The following is a 20,278-nucleotide window of genomic DNA, read 5'->3' as shown; positions in this document are numbered from 1 at the left end:
CGTCAGTAGACGAGTGCCTGGACCCCTTCGCCGAGGACCTCCTCGACGAAGGTCGGGGCGCCCGCGATGCGCACACCCTCGATCACGTCGTCCACCGTGATGTCGCGCCGGGCCGCGCACTGGGTGCACAGCGTCACGCGGCCCGCGGCCAGCACCGCGTCGAGCAGGTCGCCGAGCTGGGCGGCGTGCGGGAGCGTGAACTCCTTCGCCCGCCCGGGCAGAGCGAACCACGACGACTCGCCGGTCAGCCAGAGAGAGACGGGGACCCCGCTCGCCAACGCCGCCGCGGCCACCGTGAACGCCTGGTTGCAGCGCTCGGGTGCGTCCTCGCCGGCGGTCACCTTGATTACCAGTGATCGTGCCATGCCCGAAGCCTATGCGGGTCCGTGTCACGGGCGCGAGCCGTGCCGTGCCGGGCCTAGGCTCGAACGCATGGACGTTCCCGAACTGCATCCCGACCTTGAGCCGATCGCCTTCCTCCTGGGCCGCTGGGAAGGTGCCGGGGTGGGTGGATACCCGACGATGGAGAGCTTCAACTTCGGCCAGGAGATCGTCTTCGGTCACAACGGCAAGCCCTTCCTGACCTACACCAGCCGCACCTGGCTGCTCGACGCGGCGGGCAACACGGTCCGCCCGCTGGCCACCGAGACCGGCTTCTGGCGCCAGCTGCCCGACCGCCAGCTGGAGGTGTGCCTGACGCATCCGACCGGCATCGTGGAGATCTATCTCGGCGAGGTGGTCTTCAACAAGGTCGAGCTCCACACCGACGTGGTGGCCCGCACCGCCACCGCCAAGGAATACACCGCCGGTCACCGCCTCTACGGCCTGGTCAACGGCAACCTGATGTGGGCCTACGACATGGCGGCCATGGGGCAGCCGCTGCAGTCGCATATCTCCGCCGAGCTCAAGAAGGTGGCCGGCTCCGCGTCTGAGGGGTAATAGCTACGATTTAGCGCATGAATTCCCCTTTTACCCCTGAAGTGGTCGACGCCATCAAGCGGCACATGAACGACGATCATCGCGATGACGCGCTGCTGATCTGCAAGGGCCTCGGCGGGCAGTCCGAGGCCACCAGCGCGACCACGACAGGGGTTGACGCGGAGGCGATCGAGTTCGCCGCCGTGGTCGGCGGTCAGGACGTCGCGGTGCGGGTCCCGTGGAGCGCCACGCTGACCGAGCGCGCCCAGGTCCGCAGGGAAGTGGTCCGCCTCTACCGGGACGCCTGCGCCGCCCTCGGCGTCCCCGCCCGCGGCGAGCACTGACCCCGGGCCCGGCACGGAGGGCGCCGGAAGCGGGGGCACGGAGGCGTCAGGGAGCCGGCGCGGAGGGTCGGGGGCTCAAGGCCGGGAGAACAGGAGTTCGGGCGGGGAGAAAAGGCCCTTGAGAACAGGTCCGGTGAAAAAGGGAAGAACCCCGGGCCTGCTCCTCCTATCGTTCAGGAGGGCCAGATGGACCAAAGACGGGGGACCCGTCCGAGACGGGACGGCCCGCCCTCTGGCAGCCCGGGGTTCCGGTGATTGTCATGGATTCGCCGAACGTCGCCAGACGCCCGGACAGAGTCCGGAGTCGCGGCGTCCTAGCGGACAGCCACCTCGCTAGCCCAACTATGATCAACCATTGTTCGGACCACCTCCTTTCGGCGTGATCCGTACGTTATGCGACAGATTCCAGTCCGGCAAATGAATATTCGCGGTGCGGGATCCCGCAGGTGGGAGCGCTTCTCCGAGGTTCGCTCACAATCGGGAGCCCTGTCGTGCCGAGATGCTTTTAGACTCTGGGCATGACCGAGACGTCGTGGCACGAGCAACTGCGGGCGCGCGGTTACCGGGTCACCCCGCAGCGCCAGCTGGTGCTGGAGGCGGTCAAGGCCGCCGAGCACGCCACTCCCGAGGAGATCTGCGCCCGGGTGCGGGAGACCGCCCGCGGGGTGAACATCTCGACCGTCTACCGGACCCTCGAACTGCTCGAGGAGCTCGGTATGGTCACCCACACCCATCTGGGACACGGCGCCCCCACCTACCACCTGGCCGCCGACTCCGACCACGTGCACCTGGTCTGCCACGAATGCGGGGAGATCGACGAGGTCCGTCCCGAGCTGATCCAGGACTTCCTCGGCAAGCTCGACCAGGAGTTCGGGTTCGCCGTCGACGTGCACCACCTGACGGTCTTCGGCCGCTGCCGTAAGTGCCGCTGAGGGCTCGTAGGCTTGGGTCCATGCGTAGCCCTCTGCTGGACATCCCCGGCGCGGTCGCGGCCGAGACCCCTGACGCCGACGTCGCCGGACACTACGGTGACCCGTTCGCCGAGCAGCGTGCGTTCCTCGCCGGTGAGGCGATGGTCGATCGGAGCAACCGCGAGGTCGTCCGGGTCTCCGGGCCCGACCGGCTGAGCTGGCTCAACAGCCTGAGCTCGCAGAAACTCGACGACCTCAGACCCGGTGTGCCCACCCAGACGCTGTTGCTGGACGCCCAGGGCAGGGTGGAGCACCACCTCACGCTCGTCGACGACGGCGAGGCCGTGTGGGCGCACGTGGAGCCGGGCACGTCGGCCGGGCTCGTCGCGTTCCTGGACAAGATGCGGTTCATGCTCCGGGTCGAGGTCGCCGACGTGACGGCCGACTACGCGGTGGTCTCGGTGACCGGCGCCGAGCGGCTGACCCCGCCCGCGGGGGCCGTCCTCGTCGGGGACGACGTGCTGCTCCCGCGCGACCTGCTCGCCGACCGGCTCGGCGGCCTGAAGCCCGCCGGGCTCTGGGCCTACGAGGCGCTGCGGATCGAGGACCACCGCCCCCGGCTGGGCTTCGAGACCGACCACAAGACGATCCCGCACGAGGTGGGCTGGATCGGTCCGGCCCTCCACCTGAGCAAGGGCTGCTACAAGGGGCAGGAGACCGTGGCCCGGGTGCACAACCTCGGCCACCCCCCGCGCCGCCTGGTCTTCCTCCACCTGGACGGCAGCGTGGACACGCTGCCGAAGCACGGCGCCCCGGTGGTCCACGACGGCGTGGAGGTCGGCTCGGTCGGCAGCTCCGCCCGGCACCACGAGCTCGGCCCGATCGCGCTGGCGGTGGTCAAGCGGACCGTCCCGGTGGACGCCACGCTGCAGGCCGCGGGGGTGGCGGCGACCCAGGAGGTCATCGTGCCGCCGGACGCCGGGCGCAACGTCACCATCGACCCGGCCCTGCGCCGGCGCATCCGCTGACGCCACGCCGGCCGCGCCGCCGCACCGCACACGGTACGGCGGCGCGGCCGCCGCTCAGCGCGCCGAGGACGTAGCCGGTGGCGCGCCGGGGACGTAGCCGGTGGCGTGCCGGGGACATAGCCGGCAGGGCGCCGAGGATGTGGCCGGGCCCGGCCGCCGCGCCGGACTCTCCGATGACCGGATCAGATCTCCAGGATCAGATCTCCAGGATCAGCGTGATGGGGCCGTCGTTGGTCAGGCCGACCTTCATGTCGGCGCCGAACACCCCGGTCTCCACGTGGGCCCCCAGCGCGCGTAGCTCGGCGCAGACGGCCTCCACCAGCGGCTCGGCGACCGGTCCGGGCGCCGCGGCCTGCCAGGTGGGGCGGCGCCCCTTGCGCGCGTCGCCGTACAGGGTGAACTGGCTGACCACGAGCAGCGGCGCGCCGATGTCGGAGCAGGACTTCTCGCCGGACAGGATCCGCAGGCCCCAGAGCTTGGCGGCGAGCCTGGCCGCCTCCGCCGGGGTGTCGGTGTGGGTCACCCCGACCAGCACCAGCAGGCCGGGCTCGTCGATCGCCCCGACCGTCGTCCCGTCCACCGTCACCGAAGCGGAACTCACCCGCTGAACAACCGCACGCATGCCCCCCATCATCTCGTGATCCTCGACCTCCCTAGAATCCTCGCGAAAGGAGACAAAGGTGTCTGCTGAGTCGTTGGTTGTCGAGGTCGTCCGTTCGGGGTTCGTGGAATCCACACATCGGGCGCGGATGCTCGCCGTCGGTGCCGACGGCTCCCCGGTGCGGGTGCACGGCGCGGTGGACGCCCTGGTCTCCCCCCGTTCGTCGATGAAGCCGCTGCAGGGGCTGGGCATGCTGCGCGCCGGGCTCGCCCTGGAGGGGGAGCTGCTCGCGCTGTCGTGCGCCAGCCACGCGGGGGAGCCGTTCCACGTGGCGGGGGCCCGGAGGATCCTCTCCGGAGCGGGGCTGGAGGAGAGCGCGCTGCGCTGTCCGGAGGACCTGCCCGAGGACGTCGCCTCCCGGGACGAGGTGCTGCGCTCGGGCGGCGGCCGGGCCAGGATCTACATGAACTGCTCGGGCAAGCACTCGGCGATGCTCGCCACCTGCGTGATCAACGACTGGCCGCTGGAGACCTACCTCGACCCGGCGCACCCGCTGCAGAAGGCCATCCGCCACACGGTCGAGGAGCTGACCGGCGAGCGCGTCGCGGCCACCGGGGTGGACGGCTGCGGCGCCCCGCTGTTCTTCGTGTCGATGGTGGGGGTGACCCGGGCGTTCCGCGCCTTCGTCCAGGCCGCGCCCGGCACCCCCGAACGCCGCATCGCCGACGCCTTCCGCGACCACCCCGAGTGGACGTCCGGCACGACCCGGCCGGAGGCCCAGCTGATGCGCGCGGTCCCCGGGCTGATGGTCAAGGCGGGCGCCGAGGCGTTCGACGCCTTCGCCTTCACCGACGGCCGCGCCGGGACCGTCAAGATCGAGGACGGTGGCCAGCGGGCCCGGGTCCCGGTCACGGTCGCGGCGCTGCGCGCCCTCGGCCTGGAGGGCCCCGGTCTCGACGAGCTCGCCGCCGGTGTCCTGTTCGGCGGCGGCCGTCCGGTCGGTGAGATCCGCCTGCGCTAGGCCGGCCTCACCCCGCTCCGCCCGGCCTTACCCCGCTCCGCCCGGCCTCACCCCGCCTCGGGCGCCTGGTGCGCCCCGGCGGCGCGGAGCAGGGCGGCGACCTCGTGCTGGCCCTTGGCGACGGCGTGCGCGAGCGGGGTGACGCCGTCGCGGTCGGCGAGGTCGACGTCGGCGCCGGCCGCGATGAGCAGGCCGACGATCTCCTGGTAGGGGGCGCCGCCGTCGCCGAGGATGACCGCCTCCAGCAGGCCGGTCCAGCCGAGGTCGTTGACGTGGTCGACCTTGATGCCCGTCTTGAGGACCTCGCGGACGTAGTCGACGTGCCCGCGCTCGCAGGCCGGGATGAGGGAGACGCCTCCGTAGCGGTTGCGCACGGTCAGGTCGGGCCCGGCCGGCAGGAGGGCCCGGAGCATCGCCACGCTGCCGGTCACGCCGGTGACCAGCCAGGGGGTGTCGTGCTTGAGGTCCGCGGCGTCCGGGTCGGCGCCGGCCGCGACCAGCACCTCGGCCACCTCGACGTGGTCGGCCGCCGAGGCGAGCAGCAGGGCCGTACGGCGCTGCCCGTCGCGGGCCTCGACGTCCGCCCCGGACTGGAGCGCGTCCCGGACCTCGGCGGCGTCCCCGCGTGCGGCGCCGGCCAGCAATTGTGCGTTGAGCATGTCTGATCCTCTCATCTCGCGGCCGCCGCACGCCGCCGCCAGCAGGCTCAGCCCGGCGGCCAGGAGCGCCCGGCGCCTCATCCGCCGGGCCTTTCCCGCCCGTCCGGTCCCGTCGACGGCCGCTCGCCGCGCGATCTGTCCGGTCCCGTCGCCGGCCGCTCCCCGCGTGTCCGGTCCGGTCGCCGGTCACCCGCCGCGCGGCCCGTCCGGTCCCGTCGCGGGCCGTTCACCACTCGGCCCGTTCAGCCGAGCTGCCCGGCGACCGCCTTGAGACCGGCCTGGGCGATGGCCTCGTCGATGTCGCCGCTGGGCGCGCCGCCGACCCCGATGCCCGCGATGGGGGCGCCGCCGGAGGCGACGGGGACGCCGCCGCCGAGGAAGAGGGTGCCCGGGATGTCGGCGATGGTCGGGCCGTCACCGGAGGCGCCCTTGGCCAGCTCGCTGGTCGCCTTGCCGAAGGAGACCGCGGTGAAGGCCTTGCGCCTGGCCGACTCCTCGGTCTGCGGGCCCGCGCCGTCCCCCTTCAGCACCAGCCGGGTGGCGCCGGACCGGTCGACGATCACGACGGTGACGCGCTGCCCCTGCTTGGCGGCCTCCTTCCGCACGGCCTCGGCGATCTTCAGGGAGGCGTCGGCGGACAGCACGCCGGTCTGCACGACGGCCTGCGGGCCGCTCGTGGCCCGCGTGGGGGCGGTCTGGGCGGCGGCGACGCCGGTGGCGCCGGTCAGGATGGCGAGTCCCGCGAGGGAGCCGGCGATCACACGGGTGCGGGCGGACAGGGCCGTCATGTTCTTCTCCAGTTCGGTGCGGTGGATCGGGTACACCCAAGGCTGCCCCCGGCGCCGCCGTACGCCATCGGGAGCACGGTCGACCCCCGGACGCCGGGTGGTCGAGGCCGGGGTCAACCGATCGGTTGATGCGCCGCCCCCGCGGTGGCGCCATCCTCGGCGGGGGATAGCGTCGGAGACGGATCGGACGGGGGCGGTGATGAGGGAGCGCGTCTGGCTCAGCCGGGCCATGCATCTGGGGTTCTACCTGCTGCTCGCGGCCTCCGTCTCGCGGCTGGTGTCCCGGCACGGCATGGACGCGCGGACCGTCGCCGCGCTGGCCGTCTGCGGGCTGCTCGCCCTGGTGTACGCCGCCGGCGTCGTCTTCTGGGGCGGCCCCGGCCGGGGCCGCCTGGTCTGGCTGGGGACGGTGGTCGCGGTCTGGCTGGTGCTGGTGGTCCTCGCGCCGTCGTTCAGCTGGTGCGCGGTCCCGCTGCTCTTCCTGTGCCTGCGGTCGCTGCCGCCACGCGGCTTCCTGCTGGCCACCGCGGTGCTCACGCTCGTCGTGATCGCGGCCCAGCTGAAGATCGCCCAGGAGGTCGACCCCAGCCTGATCCTCGCGCCGATCGGCGTCGCCACCATGATCGCGGTGATCTTCTGGGAGCTCCAGCGTGAGAGCGCCGCCCGGCAGCGGCTGATCGACGACCTGGTCAGCACACAGGGGACGCTGGCGGACTCGGAGTACCGCACCGGCGTCCTGGAGGAGCGCGAGCGGCTGGCCAGGGAGATCCACGACACCCTCGCCCAGGGCCTGACCAGCATGGGCCTCCTGCTCCAGGCCGCCGACCGGATGTGGGCCGCCGACCCGGACCTGGCCCGTGCCCATGTACGGCGGGCCGCCCTGGCCGCGGCGGACAACCTGGACGAGGCCCGGCGGTTCGTCCGGGACCTGCAGCCGCCCGGCCTGGAGGGCGTCTCGCTGCCCGAGGCGCTGGCCCGGCTGTGCGAGAGAGCCGGTCACGACACGGGGCTGGAGGTGCGCTTCCGGCACGAGGGCGAGCGGCGCCCGCTGGCGCCGGAGGTCCAGGCGGCGCTGCTGCGGGTGGCGCAGGGGGCGCTGGCCAACGTCCGGGACCACTCGCGGGCGGGGAGGGCCATGGTGACGCTGTCCTACCTGGATGACGAGGTCACCCTGGACGTGTTCGACGACGGCGCCGGATTCGCCGAGCCCGCCCCGGCCCCCGGGCGGGGATACGGGCTGCGGGCGATGCGCGACCGGCTCGCGGAGGTGAACGGCTCCCTGGCCGTCGAGAGCGCCCTGGGGGAGGGGACGGCCGTCGCGGCCACGGTCCCCGCCGGACGATCCCCCGCGGCGCCGCGGCCCGCCGGGGGCACGCGGGCAGGGGACAGGGGCGCCATGGCACCGCGGGCAGGGGACGCCGCGGCACCGCGGGCGGGAGACGGGGACGTCGCGGCGGACGGGACGGGAGGGCGATGAGGCTGTTCCTGGTGGACGACCATCCGGTGGTCCGGGCCGGGCTGGTGGCACTGCTCGGCGGCGAGCACGACATGGAGATCGTCGGTGAGGCGGTGGACGGGGAGGAGGCGGTGCGGGGCATCGCCTCGTGCGAGCCGGACGTCGTGCTCATGGACCTGCAGCTCGGCGAGGGCGTCGACGGGGTGGAGGCCACCCGGCGGGTCCGGGCGCTGCCCTCGCCGCCGCAGGTCCTGGTGCTGACGACCTACGAGACCGACGCGGACATCGTGCGGGCCATCGACGCCGGAGCCACCGGCTACCTGCTCAAGGCGTGCCCGCCGGAGGAGCTGTTCCAGGGCATCCGGGCCGCGGCCAGGGGCGAGACCGTGCTGTCGCCGAGGGTGGCGACCCGGATGATGCGGCGGATGCGCGATCCCGGTCCCGCGCTGAGCGCGCGCGAGGTCGAGATCCTGGAGCTGCTCGCCAGCGGCGCGGGCAACCGAGAGATCGCCCGGCGGCTCTTCATCACCGAGGCGACGGTCAAGACCCACCTGGTGCACATCTACGGCAAGCTGGGCGTGGACACGCGCACCGCCGCCGTCACCGCCGCCGTCGAGCGGCGCCTCATCCGGCTCACCTGACCGGGACGGGCGGGTACGGCCGGCGCCCCCTCAGCCGGTCACGGGTGAGGGGGCGGGCTCGGAGGGACCAGAGAGGGATCAGAGGGAGCGGAACTGGCGGGTGGAGGAGATCGCGCCCGAGGTCGTCATGGTGAACGTCCGCATCGAGTCGGCGAACTTCGACAGGTCCCATTCGGCCGGACCGTGATACCAGTACAGGTTGTCGGCCTGCTGGCCGTTGCCGGTGACCGAGGTGACCACGCGGGCCCAGCGCTCGACGCTGTCGAAGATCACGGCATAGGGCAGGTAGCGGGAGAACAGCTCCACCCGCTGGGCCGGGGGGATGTCGCCGCCGATGTCGCCGGAGGCGAGATACTCCCGGAAGCCCAGGGTGTGGGCGAGGGCCCCCGCGCCCTTGGAGGTCTTGGCCGGCATGTACTGCCCGCCGACGGCCATGGCGGCACCGGCGATGATCAGGGCCAGGCCGAGCAGGCCGTAGGTGGTGAACCAGGCCAGCGCGACGGTGGCGAGGACCCCCGCCACGGTGAACAGCACGCCGAAGGTCGTCCAGCGGGTGCGGACGGTGTCGGGGCGGCGGGCGAACCAGCCCTGCGTGACCACGTCGCGGTAGAGCGCGTCGCGGACCTTGCCGAGGTTGGCCGCGAACGAGCCCTGGAGGTGGGAGAGCAGGACCGCGTCACGCCCGTCGAAGATGGCGTCGTAGAGCGCCCGCTCGTAGGTCAGCAGCGAGTTGGTCGGGGCGCCGGCCATCCGGACCAGCATCCAGTCGGGTGAGTCGTAGGCCTGCCGGGGCTGCTCGTCGATCCGGATGAAGCCCCGGACGGCCAGGTCCACGATCGTGGCGGTCACGTCGATCACGTCGGCCTGCTCGTCCATGAGCGTGCCGATCTGGCCGGGGCGCACGCCGTCCGGCGGGGCGAAGTGGCCGTTCTCGACGGCGTTGAGCGAGCCGGACTCGTGGCCGACCACGCGGGCGTCGCGGCCCCGCATCCAGTAGAGCAGGCCGAGGCCGCCGAGCATCAGGACCAGCAGGCCGGCCAGCGCGCCGCCGGTGACGGTGTTCAGGGTGAAGGCGTTGGACAGCTCGAAGCGGCGCTCCAGGACCGGGGCGCCCTTGGTGGCGCCCGTCGGGTAGCCGACGACCACGGTGAGCACCTCGCCCGGCCCCAGCTCCTGCTGCTCGAACTCCGCGGTGGTCCCGGTGTGGTCGGGCGAGGCGGTGGTGCACCCGATCGCCGAGCTCAGCACGCCCGCGAAGCAGGACAGGTTCTGGAGCTGGGCCGGGCCCTTCACCGTGACCTTGGCCAGGGCGACCGGGACCGACCAGGCTCCCACGGCGTACCACCGCAGCTCCTGGGCGTCGGCCAGGGGGGTCACCGCGCCCTTGACGTCGTACTCCAGCGTGGCGGAGCCCGAGCCCTTCAGGGTGATCGAGTCGCCGGTCAGCGTGCCGTCGCCCTTGAAGTTGGTGATCTGGTAGAGGCGGTCGTTGCCGTCGTCGTAGCGCGTGCGGTCGACCAGCTTCCGCGTCGGCGGGCTGCCCTCGAAGGCGATGGTCTCCTTGACGTGGAGCACACCGTCCTGCCGCAGTTCGAGCGTGACCGTGTCGTCGGTCACCTTGCCCGCCAGGGTGGACGCCGTGCCCGCAGTGCCGGCCGCGAGGGCCGGGGAGGCGCTCAGGGCCAGCGCGAGGGTGGCAACTACGGCCACGCTCCCGGCCGCTCGATGCAATGCAGATCCCGCCATGGCTCGGGAGCCTACCGAGAACCGCCGACCAGTGAATGCCACCCCCCATTCCTATTTTTCGGTCAATAGACAGACATGTGTTGATATCCGCTAGATTGCCGCCCGGAGATCCATCTCTTGGAGAAGGCGGTCGCATGCCCCGACGCGGATCGAGCCCTCTGGCCTTTGGTGTCTTCGGCGTGCTCGCCATGACGTTCACCGCGGTCGTGGTGATCGCCGCCCTGAACGGCAGTGACGAGGCAGAGGTTCCGGCCGGGCCTGGTACCGGCCCCATAGCGACCAAAAATGCCGAACTCCCGCCGGCCAAGGGCGTGGAGACCACGCCGCCGAGCTTCGGGCCACCGCCCAAGCTGAATCTCGGCTCCCTGGGCGACGCCGAGATCGCGCTGGCGGCCCGGAAGACCCTGGGCGTCGACCTGCGCTACATGCGGCGCTCCGACACCACCGCACGGCTCAAGCGCAACCCGCTGTACGGCACCGGCACGATGCGTCCCACCGCCTGCCGCGCCCCCCGGCCTTCGACCCGGCCGGGCGACATGCTCAACTACCTCAACGCCGTCACCGGCTGCCTGGACCGCGCCTGGTCCGGGAAGTTCTCCCAGGCCGGAGCGGTCTTCCTGGCGCCTCGCCGGGTCTACTGGAGCCGTCCGGGCCGTGGCCCCTGCGGCACCTACCCCAACCCGGGCGCCGCCGCCTACTACTGCCCCAGCAACCGGGGCATGTACATCGGCCTGAGCCACCTCGTCCAGCAGACCGGCCGGATCGACCCGGCCGCCAACCACGTCCCCTACCTGTCGGTGCTCGCTCACGAGTACGGTCACCACGTGCAGTCGATGGCGGGGATCGGCGGCGCCTGGTGGTGGGAGGTCTCCAACAAGTCCAAGGCCGCCCAGGACGCCCACTCCCGCCGCAGCGAACTCCAGGCGCAGTGCCTGGCCGGTGTCTTCGTCCGTACCGTCCGCACCCCGCTCGGCGTCACCTCCGCCCGCTGGAACGACGTGCTGCGGATGGAGTACAGCCGCGGCGACGACCAGAACGGCCTGGGCCTGCGCGACCACGGCAGCGGCGACCACTACGCCGGCTGGCTCCACCAGGGCTGGAGGTACGCCAGGGTCGGCTACTGCAACACCTGGGCGGTCCCCGCCTCGCAGGTCAGCTGAGCCCGACCGCGCACGGGCCGGGCACAGCCGGGCGGCCGCCCACCGAGCAGTGTGCGTCGTGGAGATCGGCCTGTCGGCAAGGCCCGGCCCACCAGCCGCCATCTGTGACGTTCCGGCAGCTCGTAGCGCCTCCTGGCGAGGATTCCTGATCTCCGTCCGGAGACGGGACCTTCTTCATGGGCTCCGGGTGCGGTCAGGCCGGGGCGGGCGTGCAGGCGGTTCCGGGTGACCGTCCGGCCTCGACTCTCGCGATGGGCTCGCCGACGAGGTGTTGCAGCGCGCTCTGCAGGGCGTCCCGGGCCGCGGGGGCGAGGTCGGCCAGGAGTTGGTCCTCGATCGCCTTGATGTCGCCGCGGGCGGCCTTGAGGGCGCGGCTGCCTTCGGTGGTGACCTCGATGATGCGGGCCCTGCGGTCGGCGGGGTCCGGCCGGCGGCGCACCAAGCCGTCGTTCTCCAGTTCGTCGAGGATGAGGACCAGCTTGCTCTTGTCGACCGACACGGCCTGGGCGAGAGCGAGTTGGGAGCCGGCGGGGGCTTCGACGACGGCCATCAACACCGTGTAGCCCCACAGGGTCATGCCGTGCTCGCGTACGGCCGCGGCCTCGGCTGCGGCCAGGCCCTGCTTCAGCCGTGCGAACACCCAGTGCAAGTCCTGGTGCAACCAGATGTCGGGCGAGCCTTCCGGGGTGGGGGCGTTGGCCATGCGCAGCATGATACCAAGCCAAGATGTTCTTGACTCAAGACTATCTTGCTCTATATTGATTGCGAATCCAGATCATCTTGAATGTGGGGCAATCTTGTGACGCATCTTCTCCACCTGGACGCCGGCGGACGCAGCGACTCGTTCTCGCGCAGGCTCGGCAGCACCTTCGTGGCCGACTGGCGGGTCACCCATCCCGACGGGGTCTACACCTACCGCGACCTGGTGGCCGACCCGGTGCGGCCCATCGACGAGGACCGGGTCCACCTCGCCACCCAGTCATCAGTGAACGGCGTGCGCGACATCGAGACCATGGACAAGGTGGCCGCCGGCGCCCCCGAACTGGCCAGGAGCTGGGCAGCCACCCGCCCGCTGGTGGAACAGCTCCTCGCGGCGGACGTCCTGCTCCTGGGCGTGCCGATGTACAACTTCACGGTGCCCGCCGCGCTCAAGGCATGGATCGACCGCGTGACCCTGCCCTGGCTGCCGCTCAAGGGGAAGTCGGCCGTGGTGCTGAGCGCGCGCGGCGGAGGCTACGGGCCGGGCACGCCCCGCGAGCAGTTCGACTTCCAGGAGCCCTACCTGCGCGCCTACTTCTCCGTGCTCGGACTGGACGACGTGGAGTTCGTCCATGCCGAGCTCACCCATGCCGCGGTCATGCCCTTCCTCGCGCAGTTCCGTGAGCAGCACGAGGCCTCTCACGCTGCGGCGCTCGCCGCGGTGCACGCCCTGGCGACCCGGGCGCCCGCCGGGACGCCGGCCTGACCATGACTCCCCATCCGATCAGCGAAGGCAAGAGGACAGCCGCACCATGAACACAGATCTCAACGGCCGGGTGGCCCTGATCACCGGCGCGTCGACCGGGATCGGAGCCGCGACCGCCCGCGCCTACGGACGCGAAGGCACCCGGGTGGCGATCACGTACCGCAACAACCCGGACAGCGCCGAGAAGGTGGCCGCCGACGTCGAGGCCGTCGGTGGGCAGGCGCATGTCGTCCGGGTCGACCTCGAGGACCTGCCCACCATAGACCGCGCCGTCGCGACCGTCGTCGAGCGCTGGGGCGAGATCGACGTTCTCGTCGCCAATGCCGTGCGCTGGGGCGGCGACGGCCCGCCTGACCCCAGCCTCCGGTTCGAGGACGTGCCGCTGCAGGAGTGGGACGCGATGATCGGCGCCAACCTGATCGGCACGGCGGCCACGGTCCGCGCGGTCCTGCCCGGCATGCGCGCCAAGGGCTGGGGCCGCATCGTGTTGATCTCCTCAAGCGTCGCGGAGGAGGGCCTGCCCGGGCCGGGCCCCTACGGCACCGCCAAATCGGGCCTGCACGGGCTCGCCCGCAGCCTGGCCTGGAACGGCGGCCGGGACGGGATCCTGGTCAACGTCGTGGCACCGGGCTTCACCCTCACCGACAGCCGTCCTGACATCCCGGCATTCGTCACCGACGCCCTCGCCGCCGCCACCCCCACCCGCAGGCTCTCCGACTCCGACGACGTGGCCAACCTCGTCGTCTTCCTGGGCTCGGGAGCCAACGGCAACCTCACCGGCGAGGTGATCCGGGACGGCTCCGCCGCCGCCCGCGCACCGCACATCGGCGGGTAGCAGGCCCGACCCACACCGAACGGACCTGCCAGGCCGGCCCGGGCCGGCCGGGAGGGCGCCAACCGGATGGCGCCCTCCCGGCGTCGCCCGGTGCCGCCGCGACGGCGGACCCGGCGCTCCGGAGGCGGGGGCGGGGGAAGGGCCGGTGGCCGTGCCCGTCTCCGGAGGGCGCCCGTGGGGGTGTGATGGACGGACCGCCCCACTTGCCCGAGCGGTGAGAACCACTGCACGGGGCTGGGATAGGGCGGCCCGTAACGCCAGATAATGCCCAAATATTAGCCCTCAAGGCAAGGTCTGACCTGCAAAAACTTAAAACGCACCCTATGGCGGAGAACGGGTGGGGCAGATGTGGCGCGGAGGGGCCGGAGTGGTCGCCCACAGGGACGCGGCATGCCCCCGAACCGCGTCCGCCCGCAGGGACGCGGCATGCCCTCGGACCGCGTCCGCCCGCTCCCCGGAGATGGGGTGCCGGTTCCCGCGGCGGTTCCGGAAGTATGTCCGCCCGATCCCGGGGCGGCCCTGAAAGCGCGTCCGCCCGATCCCGGGGCGGCCCTGAAAGCGCGTCCGCCCGATCCCGGGGCGGCCCTGGAAGCGGGTCCGCCCGATCCTGGGACGGTCCTGAAAGCGGGTCCGCCCCCTTCTGGACGTCCCGGACGGGGAGTGCCCGCTCTCCGGGCGGTCCCGGGGACAGGGATGGCGGCGGCCCGGCCCTGTCACGTGGCTCTTCGGGCGCCGATGGTGTAGATCATGTGGTCGTGGATGACCGCCTGAAACGTCATGATCTGACCGAAGACGAGTGGATACGGCTGGTGCCGTTGCTGCCCGCCCATCCCCGACGGGGGCACCGATGGGCCGACCACCGCGCGGTGATCAACGGCGTGTTCTTCCGGAACCGCACCGCCTGCTCGTGGCGGGGCGTGCCGGAGGTCTACGGCAGGTGGAAGACCGTCTACAACCGGCACCGCCGCTGGTCCCAGGACGGCACCTGGGAGACGATCCTGGACGCGCTACGGGCCTGTGACGCGCCACGGGCCGGTGACACGCTGCGGGCCGGTGACGCGCTGCGGGCCTGCCATGACGGGGCCGGGGGCCGGGACCGGCCCGGTGGCCCCGGCTCCACGGCCGGTGGGACCCGGCCCCGTGCGCCCGGCGCCCGTCATGCCCCGCCGGAGGACATCCGGCCCGGGAAGATCTTCGAGCTCCCCGGCTGGTGACCGCCGGCCGCGGGGGAGCCGGGACGGTCGCCCCGTCCCGGCGCGAGCTCCAGGGGCCTCAGTCCGCCACCTCGACGCGGAGGCGGCGGAAGCCCTTGCCCTTGCTCTCGATCTTGGCCACCCGCATGCGGCCGATCTGCTTGGTGGAGGCGACGTGGGTGCCGCCGTCGGCCTGGCAGTCCAGGCCGACGATGTCGATGATCCGGACCTCCTCGACCGTCTCGGGCACCAGGTTCGTGGCCGTCCTGATGATGTCGGGGATCGCGAAGGCCTCCGCGCGGGGGAGCACCCGGACGTCGATCCGGCGGTCGGCGGCGATCTCGGCGTTGCAGGCCTCCTCCACGGCCTCCTTGAAACCGGGGGGCACCTCGGGCAGGTTGAAGTCCATCCGGGCGCTCAGCTCCTCCATGTTGCCGCCCGTGACGAGGGCGCCGAAGTCACGGAAGACCACCCCGCACAGCACGTGCAGCGCCGAGTGGGTGCGCATCAGGGCCGAGCGCCTCTCGTCGGCGACGGCCGCCCGCACAGTTGTCCCCGGCGGCGGGAGCGGGTCGTCCTCGGCGGGGATCAGGTATAGCTCGTCACCTTTGCGCACTCCGGTGATGCGGGTCTCCACTCCCAGCCAGATGAGAACCCCGTGATCCGCCGGCTGGCCGCCCCCGCCTGGATAGAATGCCGACCTGCTCAAGACGATCCCGTCGGGTGACGAGGCCAGGACCACCGCGTCGAAGGAGCGCAGGTTCTGGTCGGCGAGTTCGAGTCGCCGCGTACGCCCGTAGAGGTCACTGCTCATATCGTTAGCCTAGAGTCAGCCTAGAGTCCCCGATTGGCAGCCTAGAGCCCCCGAGGTGGCATGCACGGGCCTGTGCGTCGACGTCCCCGAGCATCCACAGCCGCCATTCTTGTAGCGATTTACTGCCTTATTTCGGGATGCACCACCGGGACGGGCGGTGAGGCCGTACCAGCCGACATGATCGCGGCCGGACCGGACGCGACGCCGGCCCCGTCCCCGTCGGCGGGCCCGCCCCGTCCGGCGGGCTCACCCCCGCCGTCGAGCCCGCCGCCGTGCCGGGCCGCGGCCCCGGTGGTCATGATCATCGGAGACAGCTTCACCGTCGGGTCGGGCCCGGTCCAGCGGTGGGACACCTACGCCGCGCGGGCCGCGCGCGAGCTGGGCTGGCAGCTGGTCACCGCGGGGGCGGCCGGGACGGGCTTCGTCAACCCCGGGCCGGTGGAGCGGACCTTCCAGCGGTCCTTCGCCGAGGAGCTCTCCTGGCGGCCCGCGCCCGACCTGCTGATCGTCTCCGGCGGGCACAACGACCGCCGGACCAGGCCCGGCACGGTCAACGGGGCCGCCAGGCGCCTGCTGGAGCTGGTCCGCGCCCACTGGCCGCGGACCAGGACCGTGGTGATCGGCCCCATCTGGATGGCGCGGGCCCCCCGATGGGCCTACGGGGTCAGGGACGCCATCGCCTCCGCCGCGGCCGAGGAGGGGGCGGCCTTCCTCGACCCGCTCGGCCGGCGCTGGGGCCGCGGGGCGCTCCTGCGCGACGGCGTCCACCCCACCCATGAGGGACACCTCCGCCTCGCGCGCTGGCTGGTCGCGGCGCTGCGCGGGCACGGTCCCGGCCCGGCGCCCCGGTGACGTCCCGCACGGCGGCCCGCGGGGGTGTCAGGAATGGCGGGCCTCAAGACCGGCGACGATGAGGTCGAGGGCGACCTCGAAGGTGTCGTCGGCGTCCGTGGCACCGCCGAACTCGGTGAGCAGCCCGCTGGTCTCGGCGGACAGGAAGCCGAAGACGAACGTGAACAGCGCCTTGCGGGTGTGGACCAGCTCCTCGGCGGGGACCCCGGCCGCGACGAGGATCCGGTTGAACACCACCCACATGCCGCCTTCCTGATCGATCACGTCGGGGTGGTGGTTGACGTAGGACCAGAGCGACGGGTGCGACTGCGAGATGGAGCGGTAGGCGTGGGCCAGCGCGCGTAGCTGCTCCTGCCACGGGGTGCCGTCGTCGGGGGGCAGCCGCAGCCGGGAGGCGACGGCCGCGCAGGTCCCGCGCACCAGCGCCGTCTTGTTCTCCACGTGGTGGTAGAGCGACATCGGGTTGACCCCGAGCTCGGCCGCCAGCTTACGCATGGACAGCCCGTCCACTCCGGCGGCGTCGACCAGGCGCAGCGTGGTCGCGTAGATCTCCTCAGGTGTCAGGGGCCGTCCCCTGCGCGCACTCACTGCCATACACCGTATGGTAGCGTCAAACATACAGTGTATGGCTGGCGGTGTCGGGAGATCGTCGGCCAAGGGAGGAGTTCTCCATGTCGGCAGTCCGGTCCATCCCCGCCCCGCAGGGGCTGCCCTTCGTCGGCAACACGCTCCAGATACCGGCGCACGCGCCCAACGCGTTCCTCGAAAAACTCGCCGCGGAGCACGACGAAGGCATCTACCAGCTCGATCTGCTGGGCCGTAAGGTCCTGTTCGTCTCCGACCCGGACCTGGTCGCGGAGCTCTGCGACGAGACGCGCTTCTACAAGGGCGTCGACCCGCCGCTGTCCATCGTCCGTGACTTCAGCGGCGACGGGCTGTTCACCGCCCGCCGCGACGAGCCGGTCTGGGGGCACGCGCACCGCATCCTGATGCCGGCCTTCAGCCAGCGGTCCATGAAGGCGTACTTCCCGCAGATGCTGGAGGTGGCGGAGGCCCTTGCGGCCAAGTGGGCGGTCTCGGACGAGGTCAACGTGCCCGACGACATGACCAGGCTCACACTCGACACGATCTCCCTCACCGGGTTCGACTACCGGTTCGACTCCTTCGACTCACCCGAGCTGCACCCGTTCCTGCAGTCGATGGGCCGCGCGCTTACCGAGGCGATGTTCCGCAACCGGCAGCTCCCCCTGGTCACCAAGCTCAAGAAGCGGCAGGAGGAGGCCTACCGGGCCGACATCCTGACCATGCAGGACCTGGTGGACGACGTCATCAGGCAGCGCCGGGCCGCGGGCCGGAGCGACACCAAGGACCTGCTCGGCCTGATGCTGGAGGCGTCCGACCCGCAGAGCGGCGAGCGGCTGTCGGACGAGAACATCCGCAACCAGGTCCTGACCTTCCTCATCGCCGGGCACGAGACCACCAGCGGGCTGCTCTCCTTCGCCCTGTACAACCTGCTGCGCAACCCGCACGTGCTCGCCCGCGCCTACGCCGAGGTGGACCGGATGCTGCCGGGGGACACCGTCCCCACCTACGAAACGATCATGAAGCTGGACGTGATCCCGCGGATCCTGGAGGAGACGCTGCGGATCTGGTCGCCCATCCCGGCGTTCTCGGTCAAGGCGTTCGCCGACACCACCGTCGGCGGCTATCCGGTGCGCGAGGGCCAGACGGCCGTCGTCCTGCTGCCGCCGCTGCACCGGCACCCGAAGGCGTGGGACCGGCCGGAGGAGTTCGACATCGACCGCTGGCTCCCCGAGAACAGGGCCGATCACCACCCCGCCGCCTACAAGCCGTTCGGCAACGGCGAGCGGGCCTGCATCGGGCGCCAGTTCGCGCTGACCGAGGCGCGGCTGGCCCTGGCCGTCGTCCTGCAGCGGTTCGCGATCTCCGATCCGGAGGCCTACCGGATGCAGATCAAGCAGACGCTCACCCTCAAGCCCGACGGCTTCACGCTCCGGGTCAGGGAGCGCAAGCCGTACGAGAGGGGCGCGGCCGAGACGGTCGAGACGGTCGAGGAACAGCCGGTGGAGGTGGCCGTCGCCGGGGTCGGCCTCACCGTTGCCTACGGCTCCAACCTGGGCACCTCCGCCGACGTCGCCGAGCGGCTGGCCGAGCGCGCCGGGCGCTCCGGGTTCGCGACCACGCTGACGACCCTGGACGAGCTCGACCCGCCCGAGGACGGGCTGCTCGTGGTGGTCACCTCCACCTACAACGGCAAGGCCCCCGACAACGCCCAGCGCTTCGACGCCCTCGACGACCTGCCCGCCATGGACGGGGTACGGCTCGCGCTGCTCGGCTGCGGCAACACCCAGTGGCCTACCTACCAGGACTTCCCGCGCCGGGCCTTCGACAAGCTCGTCCGGGCCGGCGCCGTGCCGCTCATCGACCGCGGTGAGGCCGACGCGGACGGCGACTTCGACGGCGACGTCTCGGCGTGGACCGCGGCCCTCTGGGCGGCGCTGGCGGCGGAGTACGGCACGGCCGCCGCCGAGAGCGGGTCCCGCTACGAGATGGAGGTCCTCACCGAGGCCGACGTCCGCCCCGCGGTCGTGTCCCCGCAGGCGTTCCCGCTGACCGTGCTCTCCAACGACGAGCTGACCGGCGACCCGGCCGGGCTGTGGGACTTCTCGCTGGAGGCGCCGCGTCCCGGGGTCCGCTCGATCGTGGCCGAGCTGCCCGCGGGGACGACGTACACGGCGGGCGACCATCTGGCGGTCTTCGCCAAGAACGACCCCGAGCTGGTCGAGTGGGCGCTGCACTGCCTGCGCCTCCCCCGCGAGCAGGTCGTACGGCTGCGCGCCCGCGGGACGACCCACCTGCCCGTGGACACCCCGGTGACGGCCGGGCTGCTGCTGACCGAGTTCGCCGAGCTCCAGGAGGTGGCCACGCGCTCCGACCTGGCGGTGCTGGCCGGCCAGACGGAGTGTCCGTGGACCCGGGGCCGGCTCGCGGAGCTGGAGACCGCCTACGCCGATGAGATCCTCGCCAAGCGCGTCTCGGTGCTCACGCTCCTGGAGCGGTTCCCGGCGATCACGCTGCCCCTGCCGATCTTCCTGGAGATGACGGGGCCGATCCGGCCGCGCTACTACTCGATCTCCTCCTCGCCGCTGGCCGGACCCGGCCGGGTCCGGATCACCGTCGGCCTGGTGGAGGGGGCCGCCTGGTCGGGCAGCGGCGAGTACCGGGGCATGTGCTCGGCCTACCTGGCGGCCCTGGAGCCCGGCGACGTCTTCTACGGATATGTGCGGGTCCCGAGCCCGCCGTTCCGCCTCCCCGACGATCCGGCGACGCCGGTGATCCTGATCGGTCCGGGCACCGGGTTCGCCCCGCTGCGCGGTTTCCTGGAGGAGCGGGCCCTGGCCGGGGCGACCGGCCCCGCCGAGGTCTTCTACGGCTGCCGCCACCCCTCGCACGACTGGCTCTACCGCTCGGAGCTCCAGGCTTGGGAGGAGGCCGGGGTCGCCCGCGTGCACCCGGCGTTCTCCGCGGTCGCCGGCCATCCCTTCCGGTTCGTCCAGGAGGCGGTCGCCGCCGAGGCCGACACGCTCTGGGCACTGCTGGAGCGGGGCGCCCACGTCTACGTCTGCGGTGACGGGCTCCGGATGGCGCCCGCCGTACGGCGGACCCTCGCGACGATCTACCGGGAGCGGACCGGCGGCGACGGCGAGGAGTGGCTGCGCGCCCTGGAGGCCGAGGGCCGTTACCAGCAGGACGTCTTCGCCTGACCCCGCCGGCCTGTCACCGGGCCGGTGACCGCTTGCGGCCGCCGGCCCGGTGCTCACCCGG

Annotated in this window: 22 protein-coding genes; 13 read left to right on the top strand and 9 right to left on the bottom strand. The window is 72.3% G+C overall.

The window, feature by feature from the left end; genetic code table 11:
* Positions 1-2 precede the first annotated feature (2 nt).
* Positions 3-365: a DsrE family protein gene (locus tag J2S55_RS12315; protein ID WP_306859951.1), complete on the bottom strand. Its 363-nt coding sequence runs from the start codon at positions 363-365 to the stop codon at positions 3-5.
* A gap of 67 nt (positions 366-432) precedes the next feature.
* Here J2S55_RS12315 and J2S55_RS12310 point away from each other — a divergent pair, with 67 nt between their 5' ends.
* The 4 genes from J2S55_RS12310 (at position 433) to ygfZ (ending at position 3,201) form a co-directional block, all read left to right on the top strand.
* Complete coding sequence (locus J2S55_RS12310; protein ID WP_306859949.1) at positions 433-939, top strand: heme-binding beta-barrel domain-containing protein; 507 nt, start codon at positions 433-435, stop codon at positions 937-939.
* Between the two features lie 17 nt (positions 940-956).
* Complete coding sequence (locus J2S55_RS12305) at positions 957-1,262, top strand: DUF2470 domain-containing protein (RefSeq protein ID WP_306859947.1); 306 nt, start codon at positions 957-959, stop codon at positions 1,260-1,262.
* A gap of 518 nt (positions 1,263-1,780) precedes the next feature.
* Positions 1,781-2,194, top strand: a complete 414-nt coding sequence (locus tag J2S55_RS12300; RefSeq protein WP_306859945.1) for a Fur family transcriptional regulator — start codon at positions 1,781-1,783, stop codon at positions 2,192-2,194.
* Positions 2,195-2,214: 20 nt separating this feature from the next.
* Entirely contained in the window at positions 2,215-3,201 is a 987-nt protein-coding gene (ygfZ, locus tag J2S55_RS12295) for a CAF17-like 4Fe-4S cluster assembly/insertion protein YgfZ (RefSeq protein ID WP_306859943.1), read from the top strand.
* A gap of 196 nt (positions 3,202-3,397) precedes the next feature.
* Here the strand turns inward: ygfZ and dtd are convergent, their stop codons facing one another.
* Complete coding sequence (gene dtd, locus J2S55_RS12290) at positions 3,398-3,823, bottom strand: D-aminoacyl-tRNA deacylase (RefSeq protein WP_306859941.1); 426 nt, start codon at positions 3,821-3,823, stop codon at positions 3,398-3,400.
* Between the two features lie 58 nt (positions 3,824-3,881).
* On the opposite strand from dtd, the gene J2S55_RS12285 reads away from it, so the two are divergent.
* Positions 3,882-4,823 carry an asparaginase gene (locus J2S55_RS12285; protein WP_306859939.1) on the top strand — a complete coding sequence of 314 codons (942 nt, stop codon included), beginning with the start codon at positions 3,882-3,884 and terminating at the stop codon, positions 4,821-4,823.
* A 47-nt stretch (positions 4,824-4,870) separates the two neighbouring features.
* Here the strand turns inward: J2S55_RS12285 and J2S55_RS12280 are convergent, their stop codons facing one another.
* Both J2S55_RS12280 and J2S55_RS12275 read right to left on the bottom strand, forming a co-directional pair.
* Positions 4,871-5,563: an ankyrin repeat domain-containing protein gene (locus J2S55_RS12280; RefSeq protein WP_306859937.1), complete on the bottom strand. Its 693-nt coding sequence runs from the start codon at positions 5,561-5,563 to the stop codon at positions 4,871-4,873.
* A gap of 161 nt (positions 5,564-5,724) precedes the next feature.
* The gene (locus tag J2S55_RS12275; protein ID WP_306859935.1) at positions 5,725-6,306 is read right to left on the bottom strand and encodes a GlcG/HbpS family heme-binding protein; all 582 of its coding nucleotides are present in this window, start codon (positions 6,304-6,306) and stop codon (positions 5,725-5,727) included.
* Between the two features lie 163 nt (positions 6,307-6,469).
* On the opposite strand from J2S55_RS12275, the gene J2S55_RS12270 reads away from it, so the two are divergent.
* Positions 6,470-7,747 carry a sensor histidine kinase gene (locus tag J2S55_RS12270; protein ID WP_306859933.1) on the top strand — a complete coding sequence of 426 codons (1,278 nt, stop codon included), beginning with the start codon at positions 6,470-6,472 and terminating at the stop codon, positions 7,745-7,747.
* A complete protein-coding gene (locus J2S55_RS12265; RefSeq protein ID WP_306859931.1) occupies positions 7,744-8,367 on the top strand; it encodes a response regulator in 624 nt (207 codons plus the stop codon). Before J2S55_RS12270 ends, J2S55_RS12265 begins: the two co-directional genes overlap by 4 nt.
* 78 nt (positions 8,368-8,445) lie before the next feature.
* Here J2S55_RS12265 and J2S55_RS12260 read toward each other — a convergent pair whose 3' ends face one another.
* On the bottom strand, positions 8,446-10,113 hold the full coding sequence (locus J2S55_RS12260; protein WP_306859929.1) for a DUF2207 domain-containing protein: 1,668 nt from the start codon (positions 10,111-10,113) through the stop codon (positions 8,446-8,448).
* 134 nt (positions 10,114-10,247) lie between these two features.
* Here J2S55_RS12260 and J2S55_RS12255 point away from each other — a divergent pair, with 134 nt between their 5' ends.
* Positions 10,248-11,273 (top strand): neutral zinc metallopeptidase, encoded by a 1,026-nt coding sequence (locus tag J2S55_RS12255; RefSeq protein ID WP_306859927.1) that lies wholly within the window; start codon positions 10,248-10,250, stop codon positions 11,271-11,273.
* Between the two features lie 193 nt (positions 11,274-11,466).
* On the opposite strand, the gene J2S55_RS12250 is transcribed toward J2S55_RS12255, so the two are convergent.
* Complete coding sequence (locus J2S55_RS12250; protein ID WP_306859925.1) at positions 11,467-11,976, bottom strand: MarR family winged helix-turn-helix transcriptional regulator; 510 nt, start codon at positions 11,974-11,976, stop codon at positions 11,467-11,469.
* Positions 11,977-12,072: 96 nt separating this feature from the next.
* Here J2S55_RS12250 and J2S55_RS12245 point away from each other — a divergent pair, with 96 nt between their 5' ends.
* From J2S55_RS12245 to J2S55_RS12235, 3 genes are all read left to right on the top strand, one after another.
* Complete coding sequence (locus J2S55_RS12245; RefSeq protein WP_306859923.1) at positions 12,073-12,738, top strand: FMN-dependent NADH-azoreductase; 666 nt, start codon at positions 12,073-12,075, stop codon at positions 12,736-12,738.
* A gap of 46 nt (positions 12,739-12,784) precedes the next feature.
* Complete coding sequence (locus J2S55_RS12240) at positions 12,785-13,573, top strand: SDR family NAD(P)-dependent oxidoreductase (RefSeq protein ID WP_306859922.1); 789 nt, start codon at positions 12,785-12,787, stop codon at positions 13,571-13,573.
* A 755-nt stretch (positions 13,574-14,328) separates the two neighbouring features.
* A complete protein-coding gene (locus J2S55_RS12235; protein WP_306859920.1) occupies positions 14,329-14,787 on the top strand; it encodes a transposase in 459 nt (152 codons plus the stop codon).
* Between the two features lie 58 nt (positions 14,788-14,845).
* Here the strand turns inward: J2S55_RS12235 and J2S55_RS12230 are convergent, their stop codons facing one another.
* Entirely contained in the window at positions 14,846-15,580 is a 735-nt protein-coding gene (locus J2S55_RS12230) for an alanyl-tRNA editing protein (RefSeq protein ID WP_306859918.1), read from the bottom strand.
* A 119-nt stretch (positions 15,581-15,699) separates the two neighbouring features.
* Positions 15,700-15,885, bottom strand: coding sequence for a hypothetical protein (locus J2S55_RS12225; protein WP_306859916.1), 186 nt, complete (start codon positions 15,883-15,885; stop codon positions 15,700-15,702).
* Between J2S55_RS12225 and J2S55_RS12220 the strand changes: the two genes are divergently transcribed.
* Positions 15,878-16,432: an SGNH/GDSL hydrolase family protein gene (locus tag J2S55_RS12220; protein WP_306859914.1), complete on the top strand. Its 555-nt coding sequence runs from the start codon at positions 15,878-15,880 to the stop codon at positions 16,430-16,432. The two genes, J2S55_RS12225 and J2S55_RS12220, sit on opposite strands and share 8 nt — an antisense overlap.
* Before the next feature lie 27 nt (positions 16,433-16,459).
* On the opposite strand, the gene J2S55_RS12215 is transcribed toward J2S55_RS12220, so the two are convergent.
* Complete coding sequence (locus J2S55_RS12215) at positions 16,460-17,026, bottom strand: TetR/AcrR family transcriptional regulator (RefSeq protein ID WP_306859913.1); 567 nt, start codon at positions 17,024-17,026, stop codon at positions 16,460-16,462.
* Between the two features lie 77 nt (positions 17,027-17,103).
* On the opposite strand from J2S55_RS12215, the gene J2S55_RS12210 reads away from it, so the two are divergent.
* On the top strand, positions 17,104-20,217 hold the full coding sequence (locus J2S55_RS12210) for a bifunctional cytochrome P450/NADPH--P450 reductase (RefSeq protein WP_306859912.1): 3,114 nt from the start codon (positions 17,104-17,106) through the stop codon (positions 20,215-20,217).
* The last annotated feature ends 61 nt before the right edge of the window (positions 20,218-20,278 follow it).

Origin of the sequence: Streptosporangium brasiliense (assembly GCF_030811595.1) — a bacterium.
GTDB classification, from domain to species: domain Bacteria; phylum Actinomycetota; class Actinomycetes; order Streptosporangiales; family Streptosporangiaceae; genus Streptosporangium; species Streptosporangium brasiliense.
This window is presented reverse-complemented; position numbering and strand designations above follow the sequence as displayed.